Origin of the sequence: Phenylobacterium sp. (genome assembly GCF_004799395.1) — a bacterium.
Lineage (GTDB): Bacteria > Pseudomonadota > Alphaproteobacteria > Caulobacterales > Caulobacteraceae > Phenylobacterium.
On sequence record NZ_SSMZ01000146.1, the window covers coordinates 1 to 12755 of the forward strand.

The 12755-nt window shown below is 69.0% G+C and carries 11 protein-coding genes; 6 read left to right on the top strand and 5 right to left on the bottom strand.

Annotated features, from left to right (window positions below; all coding sequences use genetic code 11):
• The first annotated feature begins 37 nt into the window (after positions 1–37).
• Positions 38–364, top strand: a complete 327-nt coding sequence (locus E8A12_RS09680; protein ID WP_293368075.1) for a hypothetical protein — start codon at positions 38–40, stop codon at positions 362–364.
• Between the two features lie 140 nt (positions 365–504).
• A complete protein-coding gene (locus E8A12_RS09685) occupies positions 505–3036 on the top strand; it encodes an alkaline phosphatase family protein (protein WP_293368077.1) in 2532 nt (843 codons plus the stop codon).
• Here the strand turns inward: E8A12_RS09685 and E8A12_RS09690 are convergent.
• The 4 genes from E8A12_RS09690 to E8A12_RS09705 all read right to left on the bottom strand — a co-directional run bounded on the left by E8A12_RS09690 (position 3033) and on the right by E8A12_RS09705 (position 8126).
• Entirely contained in the window at positions 3033–4157 is a 1125-nt protein-coding gene (locus E8A12_RS09690; protein WP_293368079.1) for a serine hydrolase domain-containing protein, read from the bottom strand. The two genes, E8A12_RS09685 and E8A12_RS09690, sit on opposite strands and share 4 nt — an antisense overlap.
• A 19-nt stretch (positions 4158–4176) precedes the next feature.
• On the bottom strand, positions 4177–5007 hold the full coding sequence (locus E8A12_RS09695) for a PfkB family carbohydrate kinase (protein WP_293368081.1): 831 nt from the start codon (positions 5005–5007) through the stop codon (positions 4177–4179).
• 111 nt (positions 5008–5118) lie between these two features.
• Positions 5119–6510, bottom strand: a complete 1392-nt coding sequence (gene ahcY / locus E8A12_RS09700; protein ID WP_293368083.1) for an adenosylhomocysteinase — start codon at positions 6508–6510, stop codon at positions 5119–5121.
• A 131-nt stretch (positions 6511–6641) separates the two neighbouring features.
• Positions 6642–8126, bottom strand: a complete 1485-nt coding sequence (locus E8A12_RS09705; RefSeq protein WP_293368085.1) for a CYTH and CHAD domain-containing protein — start codon at positions 8124–8126, stop codon at positions 6642–6644.
• Between the two features lie 100 nt (positions 8127–8226).
• On the opposite strand from E8A12_RS09705, the gene bioB reads away from it, so the two are divergent.
• Positions 8227–9207, top strand: coding sequence for a biotin synthase BioB (gene bioB / locus E8A12_RS09710; protein ID WP_293368095.1), 981 nt, complete (start codon positions 8227–8229; stop codon positions 9205–9207).
• 12 nt (positions 9208–9219) lie between these two features.
• On the opposite strand, the gene E8A12_RS09715 is transcribed toward bioB, so the two are convergent.
• Positions 9220–10494: an adenosylmethionine--8-amino-7-oxononanoate transaminase gene (locus E8A12_RS09715; RefSeq protein WP_293368087.1), complete on the bottom strand. Its 1275-nt coding sequence runs from the start codon at positions 10492–10494 to the stop codon at positions 9220–9222.
• 68 nt (positions 10495–10562) lie between these two features.
• Between E8A12_RS09715 and bioF the strand changes: the two genes are divergently transcribed.
• The 3 genes from bioF to E8A12_RS09730 form a co-directional block, all read left to right on the top strand.
• On the top strand, positions 10563–11714 hold the full coding sequence (bioF, locus tag E8A12_RS09720; protein ID WP_293368089.1) for an 8-amino-7-oxononanoate synthase: 1152 nt from the start codon (positions 10563–10565) through the stop codon (positions 11712–11714).
• A complete protein-coding gene (gene bioD, locus E8A12_RS09725; protein WP_293368091.1) occupies positions 11711–12412 on the top strand; it encodes a dethiobiotin synthase in 702 nt (233 codons plus the stop codon). The genes bioF and bioD overlap by 4 nt, the downstream gene beginning before the upstream one ends.
• Positions 12413–12455: 43 nt before the next feature.
• Positions 12456–12755 (top strand): ATP-binding cassette domain-containing protein (locus tag E8A12_RS09730; protein ID WP_293368093.1); only part of this gene is annotated, 300 nt, incomplete at its 3' end.

The following is a 12755-nucleotide window of genomic DNA, read 5'->3' on the forward strand; positions in this document are numbered from 1 at the left end:
CCATAAGCTTGCGAACTTGGCTGGAGGATCTTGCCTGATGGAGAAGCTGATCGCTGGCGCCGTCGTTGCGACCGCGCTCGTCGTCGCCCTTCCCGCCTGGGCCGCAGCGCCCGACGCGCCGGCGCTCCCGTCCGCCCCCGATCCCGCAACCCAGACGGTCGTAGCCCAGGCGCATCTGATCTTCGCGGCCACCGCCGCGCCGCCGGTGGTGAGCGAACTGACCGTGATCCAACAGGGTGGCGATTTCGCCGTTGTCAGGACGAGCTTCAGCGCACCCGCCTCCACATCGAGCGCCGCGGATCCAGCGGTCGCGGCGCCTTGTCCGACCCCCAAGGACGCGCCGGCGAGGAAGACCAGGGGCTAGGCGGCCCCACCGTCATCAAGCCTTCGCAACCCGGACGCAGAGCTGACTTCAGCGATTGTGCGCCGCTTGACGGGTCACCCCCACAGGGGCCCACTCCGTCCCGCGGCCACGGCCACGGCTGAACGCCCAGGAGACGAAGCATGCGCCCTATCCGCCCCTTGTTGCTGGCGGGCCTCTCGGCCGTGCTCGCCACTGCCGCCCTGGGCGCCGCGCCGGTCTCCAAGCCGCGGCCGATCGGCGAGGCCACCACCCAACTTCCAGGCCCCACGCCGGGCGGCGGCTTCGACCTGCCCAACGGTTGGCGGATCACGCCGGCGGGCAAGGCGGTCGCCGACCTGGGCGATCTTGTGCTGAAGATGGTCGTTTCGCCGGACGGCAAGGTGATCGTCGCCGGCCATGGCGGCTACCTGCCCAACGGCCTCAGCGTCATCGACGCCAAGACGCACAAGCTGATCCAGGAGGTCCCGCTGAAGACCGCCTGGCTGGGCCTCGCCTGGTCGGGCGACGGCCACACCCTCTTCGTCTCCGGCGGCAACGCTAACGGCGAGAAGAAGATCGAGGCCTCGCTGGCGCCCATCTATGCGCTCGCCTACCGCAATGGCCGGCTCGATCCCAAGCCCGTCGCCGAGTTCAAGGACCTCACGGTCCCGACGGAGCAGACCTGGTGGTCGGGGGTGCATTCCGATTCAAAGCGCGGCCTGGTCTGGGCCGCTAATCGTGGCACCTCCATGAGCGCCACCGACGTCGTGGCGTTCGACGCCAGGAGCGGCGCGATCAAGAGACGCGTCCACGTCGGCGTCAGTCCCTACGAGCTGGCCCTGGCCCCCGACGGCAAGCGGCTGTTCGTCTCCAACTGGGGCGAGAAGACCGTGAGCGTCGTCGATATCGCCAGCGAAAAGGTCATCAAGACCCTCCCCGTGGGGTTCAATCCGAACGACATGGTCCTGGCGGCGGACGGCCGCCTCTTCGTCGCCTGCTCCAATGAGAACACCGTCTATGTGATCGACACCCGGACCCTGGAGGTGATGCAGGTCATCTCGACGGCGCTCTATCCCAAGGCGCCGGAAGGCTCGACGCCCAACTCCCTGTCGCTCGACGCCAAGCGCAAGCTGCTGTTCGTGGCCAACGCCGACAACAATGACGTGGCGGTGGTCGACATAGCCAAGCGTGAAACCAGCCAGGTCCTGGGCTTCATTCCCGCCGGCTGGTACCCCTCGGCCCTGGTGCTGGGCGAGGCCGGCCAGGCGCTCTACATCGGGTCAACCAAGGGCGAGTCCGGGCACCCGACCCTGAAGGGTCCCACCAGTCCGCTGGCCTCCAAGTTCGGCGGCGACGAAACGATCAAGACCCTGCAACGCAGCAGCGTCGAACGGCTGGCCCTGGCGGGACTGAAGGGCCAGCTCGCAGGCTGGACGAAGAAGGTCTTCGCCAACACCCCCTACAACGACGCCTTGCTGGCCGAGGCGCGGCCGCCCGCCGGTCCGACGATCATGCCGAGCAAGGTCGGCGCGGGCTCGCCGATCAAGCACATCATCTACATCATCAAGGAAAATCGCACCTACGATCAGGTCTACGGCGACCTGCCGCACACCAACGGCGATCCTCGGCTGGCCATCTTCGGCCGGCAGATCACGCCCAACCAGCACGCCATGGCCGAGCAGTTCGCCGCCTTCGACAACTGCTACGCCGACGGCGACGTGAGCCAGGACGGCCATTCCTGGGCCAACGCCGCCTACGCCACCGACCAGAACGAGAAGTCCTGGCCCGCCAACTACGGCGGCCACAGCCAGGCCCAGAACCGCTCCTTGGCCTATATGCCATCCAGCGGCTACCTGTGGGACGCCGCCAAGCGCAAGGGCCTGACGTACCGCAGCTACGGCGAATACGCGACGCGGGCCTCCACCGGCGAGCCGATGTCCAGCGTGCCGGGCGCCAACGGCCTGATCGGCCACGTCTCGGCCAACTATCTGCAGAACAGGGTGCGCGACACCGAGAACGCCAAGGTCTTCCTCGACGAGTTCGCCGGCTATGAGGCGAACTACGACAGCCGGGACCCGGAAAAGCGCCTGCCGAACTACATCGTCATGTCCATGCAGGAGAACCACACCCATGGGACCGACCCGAAGTCGTTCACGCCGCGGGCGATGGTCGCCAACCAGGACGTGGCGCTCGGCCAGATGGTCGAGCGGCTGACCCACAGCCGCTATTGGCCGCAGATGGCGATCTTCATCATGGAAGACGACGCCCAGGATGGACCGGACCACGTCGACGCCCGGCGCACGGCCTGCCTGATCATCAGCCCGTATATCAAGCGCGCCATCGTCGATTCGACGCTCTACACCACCAGCTCCATGGTCCGTTCGATCGAACTGCTGCTCGGCATGCCGCCGCTAAGCCAGTACGATGCTGCGGCCACGCCCTTCTATGCCGCCTTCGGGACGACCGCGGATCTGACGGGCTTCAAGGGCCTGCCGGCGCAGTGGGACGTCAACGAGAAGAACTCGCCCCAGGCCTATGGCGCGCGGGAGAGCGCCAGGATGAACTTCGCCGATGCCGACGAGGCGCCGATGCACCGGCTGAACGAGATCATCTGGAAAAGCGTCAAGGGCGCCGTCTCGCCAATGCCGCCGCCGGTGCACCGCTACCGGGCTGTGGCCGGACCGGGAGGCTAGAGCGCCGCGTAGGCCGCCTCGATGAGCCGCCGGGGCCGACGATCGCCCAACAGGTCCGTCGACTGCTTGTTCATGACGTAGGCGCCGCCCAGCTTCCGTTCCGGGTCGGCGAAGGCGCAGGAGCCGCCCCAGCCGGAATGGCCGAAAGTCTGGTCGCCCGGCCCCCACGGATGCACGGCCTCATTGCGCATGAAACCCGCGCCCCAGCTCATCTCGAAGGGTAGCACCAAGTCCTGACCGCAGATGCGCTGGCGCGACGCCTCGACGATCAGTGCCGGCGACAGGATGGTCTCGCCGTCCAGCCAGCCACCGTTCGCCAGAGCCCCCATCAGCCGCGCGAGCGCGAGCGCTGTCGCCTGGCCGGTGGCGGACGGCAGGGCGAGCCGGCGAAGCGCGTCGGCGCCCTGGCCGCCGGGCTGGGCCCAGGGCGTGAGGAAAGCCGCCTTCGTCGGGGCGTTGCGGTCACCGAAATCCGGAAGGGCATTCGGTCGCTGCAGCTCGGCGACCCGCCCGAATTCCGAGTCCGGAATGCCGATCCACAGGTCGAGGCCGAAGGGTTCGGACAGATCCTGGCGCAGGGCCACGTCCATGGTCCGCCCATCGACCCGCCGAAAGATCTCACCGGCCAGGTAGCCGAAGGTGATCGGGTGATAGCCGCTCGCCGTGCCTGGCGGCCAGAGCGGCGCCATGGCGGCCAGCTTGGCGCAGATGGCGTCCCAGTCGAACCACAGGGCCGGGTCCATCTTCTCGGGAAGGCCCGACAGGCCCTCCTGATGCGACATCACCTGCTCGACGGTGATCGCGGCCTTGCCGGCCTGGGCGAAATCCGGCCAGACCGAGGCCACCGTCTGGGCGTAATCGAGCCTTCCTGCGTCGACGAGCCGGGCGATTAGCAGGGCGGCGATCGCCTTGGTGGTGGAGAAGATCGGCGTCAGGGTCTCGTCGTTGAAGGCGCGCGTGCGGCCGCGATCCGCGTAGCCCGCCCATAGGTCGAGCACCGTCTCGCCCGCCTCGACGAGCGTGAAGCGGGCGCCAAGTTCTTCGCCAGCTTCGAAGCTGGCGGCGAAGGCGTCCTTGACCGCGGCGAAGCGGGCGGGCGCGAGGCCGGCGATCTCGACCATGCAAGCTCCGAGAAGGGGGTCAGAACCGCTCTATACGCAACGGCGCGGTCGGGCGCACCAGCCGCTCGCCGAGTGCGATGATCGGCAGTTCCGGCGCCTCCCAGTCCTGGGCGGCGGTGACGGCCTCGCTGGCGGCCCGCGCGGCGCGTTCGGCGGCGGCGTGTGGCGCCAGGCCCTCCACCAGGCCAGCCCCGAAGCTGGCGGTGACCAGATCGCCCGTGCCGTTGGGAGCCCGCGCAAGACGGGGATGAGCAAACAGCGTTGCTGTCCCGGCTTCGACCAGCAACAGGCCGGTTTCATCGGGACCCGCCGGGCTGGAGGTGATCAGCGCGGGCTTTCCGAGCCGGCGGGCGGCGGCGATCGCCGCGGCCGCGTCGGTGGGCTCCGCGCCGGTCAGATGCGCCAGCTCCCAGAGGTTCGGTGTCACCCAGTCGGCCAGCGGGATGAGCCGGTCGGCCACGGCATGAGCGACCTCCGGCTTCACATAGAGCCCATTGGGCGCATCGCCGAGGATGGGGTCGACCACCACCACCGGCGCTCGCGATGAGGCCGCCTGGATGCGCGCCAGGGCGTCAGCGGCGATTTCCACCTGTTCGGACGACGAAAAGTGGCCGGTGATCACCAGGTCGACCATGCCGAACAGGGCGTCGGCTTCAACGTCAGCCAGCATCCGGGCGAAGAGTTCCGGCGGCGTCGCCTGGCCGCCTGCCCCGCGCGCGGGATTGCGGCCCAGCATCACGGTCGGGACCAGCACCGGGTCGATGCGGTGCGCCGCCAGGATGTACTGCTGCGCCGCGCCGCCAATCCGGCTGGCCGCGACGAAGGAGGAGAGAATCAGGGCGAGCGGCACGGGACGTATTTATCGCAACCCGCAGTTGGACACACCCCTCGCGGGGCGGCAGCGCGGCTGCAACCAAAACGAAAGTGCGGGCCCGCGGTGGACGGGCCCGCACCCTCCGGCCTAGTAGCGGTAATGGTCCGGCTTGAAGGGGCCCTCGGTGGGCACCCCGATGTAGTCGGCCTGATCCTTCGAGAGCTTGGTCAGCTTCGCGCCCAGCTTGCCCAGGTGCAGCATGGCGACCTTTTCGTCGAGGTGCTTGGGCAGGGTGTAGACCTTGGTCTGGTACTTCGCGCTCTGGGTCCAGAGTTCGATCTGGGCGAGGGTCTGGTTGGTGAAGCTGGCGCTCATCACGAAGCTCGGGTGGCCGGTGGCGTTGCCCAGGTTCACCAGGCGGCCTTCCGAGAGGACGATGATCTTCTTGCCGTCCGGGAATTCCACGTGGTGGACCTGCGGCTTGATCTCGTCCCACTTGAAGTTGCGCAGGCCGGCGATCTGAATCTCGCTGTCGAAGTGGCCGATGTTGCAGACGATGGCGTTGTTCTTCATCGCCCGCATGTGGTCGACAGTCAGCACGTCCTTGTTGCCGGTGGCCGTGCAGAAGATGTCGGCCTTGTCGGCGACGTCCTCCATGGTCTGGACCTCGTAGCCCTCCATGGCCGCCTGCAGGGCGCAGATCGGATCGACCTCGGTGACGATCACCCGCGCGCCGCCGTTGCGCAGCGAGGCGGCGGAGCCCTTACCCACGTCGCCGTAGCCCAGGACCACGGCCACCTTGCCGGCCAGCATCACGTCGGTGCCGCGGCGGATGGCGTCCACGAGGCTCTCGCGGCAGCCGTAGAGGTTGTCGAACTTGGACTTGGTCACGCTGTCATTGACGTTGATCGCCGGGAACGGCAGCTCGCCGCGCTCAGCCATCTGATAGAGGCGGTGGACGCCCGTGGTGGTCTCCTCGGAGACACCCTTGATGGAGTCGCGGATCGCCGAATAGAAGCCGGGCTTCTCCTTCAAGTAGCGCTTCATCACCGCGAACAAGGCTTCCTCTTCCTCGTTTTGCGGATTGTTGAGGACGCTCGGGTCCTTCTCGGCCTTCGGGCCCAGCACGCACAGCAGGGTGGCGTCGCCACCGTCGTCGAGGATCAGGTTCGGATAGCCGCCGTCCGACCATTCGAAGATCCGGTGGGCGTATTCCCAGTACTCGACGAGGGTCTCGCCCTTGATCGCGAAGACCGGGGTGCCCTTCACTGCGATGGCTGCGGCGGCGTGGTCCTGAGTCGAAAAGATATTGCAGGAAGCCCAGCGCACGTCCGCGCCCAACGCCTGCAGGGTCTCGATCAGGACACCGGTCTGGATGGTCATGTGCAGGGAGCCGGCGATGCGGGCGCCCTTCAACGGCTGATCCTTGCCGAACTCGGCGCGCACGGCCATCAGGCCGGGCATCTCGGTCTCGGCGATGTCGAGTTCCTTGCGGCCCCAGTCGGCGAGCGCGATGTCCTTGACGACGTAGTCGGTCATTTCCAGTCCTTCGGGAGATAGGGGCCCGCGGGTGACGCCGGGCGCAGCTTTGGCGGCTCTATAGCCGCGCGCCCCGCAGGGTGCAAGAAAACATATAAGGATTTCTTTATGTGCCGGGCCGGCACAGTTGTTCAGGCCCAGAAGGGGTCGGCCGCTTCCAGACGGTGGGCCGCCCGGGCGGCCTGGACGATCAGGTCCGGTTTCCGCGCCGCCTTACGGCCGACCAGCTCGCCGGCTGCGAAGGCGGCGTCGGACGGCAGGGCCAGCGCGGCGATCAGGGGCTCGGCGGTCACAAGATCGTTGAGCGTCCCCAGGGCCTCCTGCAGCGCCTTCAGATGCCGCAGATAGCGGTGGGCGCGCTTCTCGCCGAAGAGGTCGATCAGGGCCTCGGCGGCATAGCGCAGTTTCTTGGCCTCGATACGCAGGTGGTGACGCGCCACATCGTCGCCGCCGCGCGCGGTGCGTCCCAGCTTCTGCAGCTTTCTCAGGTGGCGCTTGAGGGCGCGGCGCGCGAAGGGCCGGATCGGCGCTTGCGTCTCCGGACTGGCCCGCCAGTCGCCCGTTTCGACCCAGGCCGTCGCGTCGATCATCAGGGCGCGGAAACGCTCGGCGGCGCAGGCCTCGGCGGCCTGATCCCAGGCCGCGCGGCGGGCGAGGTCAATGCAGTCGCGCAGGGCGGGCAGGCCCGCCGGCGGGGCGTCACCATCCTCCGCTGGCCGCAGGGTCTCGTCGGCGAAGACGTCGAGGTTGCGCGCCCGGTCGCAGCTGCGCGCCAGCCACTTCAGGTCGGCTCTCAGGGTCTCCAGGCCGTCGTCGTCCAGGATCGGCTTGAAGGTCGAGAGCGCGCTACGCACTCGCCGCACGCCGACCCGCAGTTGATGGACCGCCTCCGCGGCCGGGGCTGTCCGCAGCACCGCGGCGTTCGCGGCGATCTGGGCCAGGGCCGCGCGGGCCACAGCCTGGAAGGCCGCCCCGACCGTGGCGCCATCGGACAGCGTCACTTGGCCGGTCTTGCGCGCCGCCGCGGGCTCGCCCGCCACCAGCGCCTGGCCGCGGGCGGCCTTGCTGTCGAAGGCCAGGTACAGCGGCGCGGCGGCCGACAGCTCCCGCGCCAGAGCAAAAAGCGCGGCCGGATCGCCGGACTTCAGCTCCAGCTCCACCTCGCAGATCGGGCTTTTCTGTTCGCCGCCGGAGACCTCGCCCTGATCCAGCGCGATCTCGATCCGGGCGCCGCGATAGCGCAGGGTCCGCTGTCGGCGGCTGATGCGGACATTGAAGGCCGGGCGCAGGTCCGCGCCGCGCGGCAACAATGACGGCAGCGGCTCAAGCGCCGGATCGGGCGCCAGGCCCTCGATCGGAGCCTCGTGCTCCTCGCGGACCATGCCGCGTCCCCGTTTGACCGTCTGGACCCGGCGACCCTTGTACTCACGCACCCTGAGCGAAGCCCCAGCCCTCTGCAGCACCAGGTCGGGGGTGTCGAAATAGACGCTGATCAACTCACGGGTCTCGTCGTCGCCCGCCGGTGCGGCGGCCAGAACCGCAGCCAGATCTTCCGGCCTGCAGGCGAACTTCAGCTCGATCTCCTGAGCCGGTTCCTCAACCTCTTTGATGGCCATCGCCGTCACCTGTTGTCGCCCGCCCCAACGTCAAGCTATGTCGGCGGCCCGCCTTCATCAGGAGCCCGCCGTGAACGCCATCATCTCCAACAGCGCAGGCCTGCGAATTGATCCGGCCCAACCGCGACACGACTGGACGCTGGCCGAGGTGGCGGCGCTGTTCGAGGTCCCGCTTACTGATCTTGTCTTCCGCGCGGCCGAGGTCCACCGGCGGTGGTTCGACCCGGCGGAACTCCAGCTCTCTCAGCTTCTCTCCGTCAAGACCGGCGGCTGTCCGGAGAACTGCGGCTACTGCAGTCAGTCGCAGCACTTCAAGACCGCCACCACGGCCTCGAAGCTGATGGAGCCCGACGCCGTGATCGCCCAGGCGGTCGAGGCCAGGGCCGGCGGAGCGCAGCGGTTCTGTATGGGCGCGGCCTGGCGCGATTTGAAGGACCGCGATCTGCCCAAGCTCACCGCCATGATCTCCGGCGTGAAGGCGCTGGGCCTGGAGACCTGCGCGACGCTCGGCATGATGACGCTGGACCAGGCGAGGGCGCTCAAGGCCGCCGGCCTCGACTACTACAACCACAACCTCGACACCGGGCCGGACTACTACGACAAGGTCGTCACCACGCGGACCTACCAGGAGCGCCTCGACACCCTGGCCGCGGTGCGCGAATCCGGCATGGCCACCTGCTGCGGCGGCATCGTCGGCATGGGCGAGACGCGAACCGACCGCGCGGGCCTGCTGCACCAGCTGGCGATCCTGCCCGAGCATCCGCAAAGCCTGCCGATCAACGACCTGATGCCAATCCCGGGGACGCCGTTGGGCGGGTCCGAGCCCGTGGACGGACTGGAATTCGTCCGCATGATCGCAGTCGCACGCCTGGTCTGCCCGAAGTCGGTGGTGCGCATTGCCGCCGGCCGCGAGCATATGAGCCGCGAGCTGCAGAGCCTCTGCTTCCTGGCCGGCGCCAATTCGATCTTCATCGGCGCGCGCCTCCTGACCACCCATAACCCCGACCAGGATCAGGACGCGGCCTTCCTGGCCGAGTTGAAAATGAGGCCGATGACCGTTCGGCCCACGGTCGACGCCTGACGCGCCGTAGGGCTAGCCGCAGACCACCGAGCGCACCGCGCCGGTCAGCAGCGCCAGATCCGCGTCCGTAGTGACGAACGCGGGGGTCAGGTAGACCACCTTGCCCATCGGCCGGATCCAGACGCCGGCCTCAGCGAACCGCCGGCAATAGTCGCCCACCGGCACAGGCCCCTCGAACTCGACCACGCCGATCGCCCCTCGGACACGGACGTCCACGACGCCCGGCGCGGCGACGCAGGGCCTGAGGCCGCTCTCCAGCGCCTCGGCGATCCGCGCCACGTCGGCGCGCCAGCTCCCGGCCTCGAAGAGATCCAGCGAGGCGTTGGCGGCCGCGCAGGCGAGGGGGTTTCCCATGTAGGTCGGCCCGTGCATCAGGGCTGCGCCCGGATCGTCAGACCAGAAGGCGTCGAACACTCTGCGCGTCGCGATAGCGGCGGAGAGCGGCAGGGTCCCGCCGGTGAGCGCCTTGGAGAGGGTCACGATGTCCGGGATCACGCCCGCGCCCTCGCAGGCGAAGAGGTCGCCAGTGCGTCCCAGCCCGACGAAGATCTCATCGAAGACCAGCAGGACGTCGTGCGCGTCGGCCAGCCGCCGCAGCCGCCGCAGGGTCTCGTCGTCATGGAACAGCATCCCGCCCGCGCCCTGCACCCGAGGCTCGACCAGGATCCCGGCGATCTCGGCGCCCTTTTCGACCAGCAGCCGTTCCAGTGCCGCCGCCGAGGCTTCATCGGTCGGAAGATCGGCGATGTACTGGGCGGGCATGACGCCGGCGAAGATGCTGTGCATGCCCTCGTCGGGATCGCAGACTGTCATCGTCGCCAGGGTGTCGCCGTGATAGCCGCCGCGAAAGGCCACGAAGCGGGTCCGCCCCCGCGCGCCGCGGTTGATCCAGTACTGGATCGCCATCTTCATCGCGATCTCCACCGAGACCGAGCCCGATTCGGCGAAGAAGACGTGACCCAGGTCGCCGGGCAACAGGCGCGCGAGCCGCGCCGCCAAGTCATAGGCCGGTGCATGGGCCAATCCGCCAAACATCATATGCGGCGCGGCCTCCAGCTGCGCGCGCACCGCGCCTAGGATGTGTGGATGGTTGTAGCCATGGCAGGCGGTCCACCACGAGGCGATGCCGTCGACCAGTTCGCGGCCATCTTCCAGGATCAGGCGCGCGCCCTCGGTCCGGGCCACAGCCAGCGGCGGGGCTGCGGTTTTCATCTGGCAATAGGGTCGCCAAACATGTGGCGCGCCGCGGGTGAGCCACGGCGGGCTTTCAGAGCGTTGATCGGTCATCGGCGCCTTGCGAACAGGGGCCCCGTCCGGTGCTTCCGGCGCACCGCGACCTGGGGCATAGGGAGGCCGTGAACGACACCCTTACCCGCCACGCGCAAGCGAAAATCGACGGCTTGGCAGCCCTCAGCCTCGACAGGAGGCTCAAGCCGACCCATCGCCTCGATGGTGTCTGGGTCGAACGGGCGGGACGGCGGCTGATGTCGTTCTCCTGCAACGACTACCTGAGCCTCTCGCATCATCCAGCGGTGAAGGCCGCGGCGAAGTCGGCCATCGAGACCTTTGGCGCGGGCGCAGGGGCCTCGCGGCTGGTCAGCGGCGACCATCCGCTGTTCGAAGTCCTGGAGACCCGGCTCGCGGCGCTGAAAGGGGCTGAGGCGGCCTGTGTCTTCGGCTCGGGCTACCTCGCCAACCTGGGCGTGATCCCGACCCTGGTGGGGCCCGGCGACCTGGTGATCGTCGACGAGCTGGCCCACGCCTGTATCTGGGCCGGCGCGCGGCTGTCGGGCGCTGAGGTGGTCGGCTTCCGCCATAACGATGTCGATGACCTGGCGACCCGGCTCGAGGCGGCGCGCGCACCGTCGAGACACGCTTTGATCGCCACCGATGGGGTCTTCTCCATGGACGGCGACGTCGCACCCCTGGACCAGCTCTCCGTGCTGGCGCGACGCCACGACGCCTGGCTGATGGTCGACGACGCCCACGGCCTGGGCGTGGTCGGCGGCGGAGGCGGCTCGGCCCAGCTGTTCCCAAGGGCAAGGATCGACCTGCAGATGGGCACCCTGTCGAAGGCGATCGGCGGTTATGGCGCCTATGTCTGCGCGACGCGGCCGGTGATCGATTTCATCAAGATGCGGGCCCGGACGCTGGTCTACACCACCGGCCTGCCGCCGGCTTGCGTGGCCGCGGCCCTCGCAGCCCTGGACGTCATGGAGGCTGAGCCGGCCCGGGTCGCCGCGCCGCTGCGCCAGGCGCAGCGGTTCACGGCCCGACTGGCCCTGCCCGAGGCGCAGAGCGCGGTGGTGGCGGTGGTGCTGGGGAAGGCGGAGACCGCGCTCGCCGCTTCAGCCGATCTCGAGTCAAAGGGCTTCCTGGTGGCGGCGATCCGCCCGCCGACCGTGCCCCCGGGCACGGCCCGGCTGCGCGTCGCCTTCTGCGCCGGTCACCCCGACGAGGCCGTCGACCGGCTCGCCGCGGCCATCCGCCCCTGGCTCGCCGCGTGAGCCGCGCCCGCGTCTTCGTCGCCGGCGCGCATACCGACGTCGGCAAGACCTTTGTCGCCTGCGCGCTGATCCAGACCGCGCGCGCGGCGGGACTCAGCGTCGAGGCCCTGAAGCCGGTCGCCAGCGGTTTCGACGCCGCCGATTGGGGCGAGAGCGACCCCGGCCGGCTGCTGGCCGCCCTGGGACGGCCCGCCACCGACGCGGACCTCGACAGGATCACCCCGTGGCGGTTCGCCGCCCCGCTCGCGCCGCCGATGGCCGCAAGGACGGAGGGTCGGAGCCTGCCGCTTGAGAGCCTGACCGGGCTTTGCGCGGAGCGGATCGCGGAGACCCGCGCCGACCTTTTCATCATCGAAGGCGTCGGAGGGCTGATGTCGCCGCTTGCGGACGGTGCGACTGGGCTCGATCTGATGCTCGCGCTCGGCCTCCCCGCCGTCCTGGTGGGCGGCAGTTACCTCGGCGCGATGAGCCACACGCTGACAGCGCTGGAAGTGCTGCGCGCCCGCGGCCAGACCGTCACTTGCGTGGTGGTGAGCGAGGATGGCCACGCCGACGCGCCCGACTTCGCCGCGAGCCTGGCGCTGATCACCGAACATGCCGGCCCGACGCCGGTTCTTGCGGCTCCTCGGGTGGGCCGCGGTGACTGGACGGCGCGCGCCCTGGCGCTTTTGACGGTCCCGATGTCGGCGCCGGCCTAGCCGAAGCGTCCTGCGGGCCCTATCTGCGTGGTCCGGGGGACCAATGCCGCAGCCGATTATTTCAGTCGAAGGTCTGTCGAAGACCTACGCCGGTGGTTTCCAGGCGCTGAAAGACGTCAGCCTGACCATCGACAAGGGCGAGATCTTCGCCCTGCTCGGTCCCAATGGCGCGGGCAAGACCACCCTGATCGGCATCACCTGCGGCCTGGTGAATCCGACCCAGGGGCGCGTGTTAGCCGACGGCCACGACGTCGTGCGCGACTACCGCGCCGCGCGCCGCCAGATCGGCCTTGTGCCGCAGGAGCTGTCCACCGACGCCTTCGAGACCGTCTGGGCGACGGTC

Excerpts from the sequence above, each read along its gene's own strand:
- E8A12_RS09690 (WP_293368079.1), bottom strand. The coding sequence starts at position 4,157 with ATGGTCGAGATCGCCGGCCTCGCGCCCGCCCGCTTCGCCGCGGTCAAG.
- E8A12_RS09685 (WP_293368077.1), top strand. The coding sequence starts at position 505 with ATGCGCCCTATCCGCCCCTTGTTGCTGGCGGGCCTCTCGGCCGTGCTC.
- E8A12_RS09680 (WP_293368075.1), top strand. The coding sequence starts at position 38 with ATGGAGAAGCTGATCGCTGGCGCCGTCGTTGCGACCGCGCTCGTCGTC.
- E8A12_RS09715 (WP_293368087.1), bottom strand. The coding sequence starts at position 10,494 with ATGACCGATCAACGCTCTGAAAGCCCGCCGTGGCTCACCCGCGGCGCG.
- ahcY (WP_293368083.1), bottom strand. The coding sequence starts at position 6,510 with ATGACCGACTACGTCGTCAAGGACATCGCGCTCGCCGACTGGGGCCGC.
- E8A12_RS09705 (WP_293368085.1), bottom strand. The coding sequence starts at position 8,126 with ATGGCCATCAAAGAGGTTGAGGAACCGGCTCAGGAGATCGAGCTGAAG.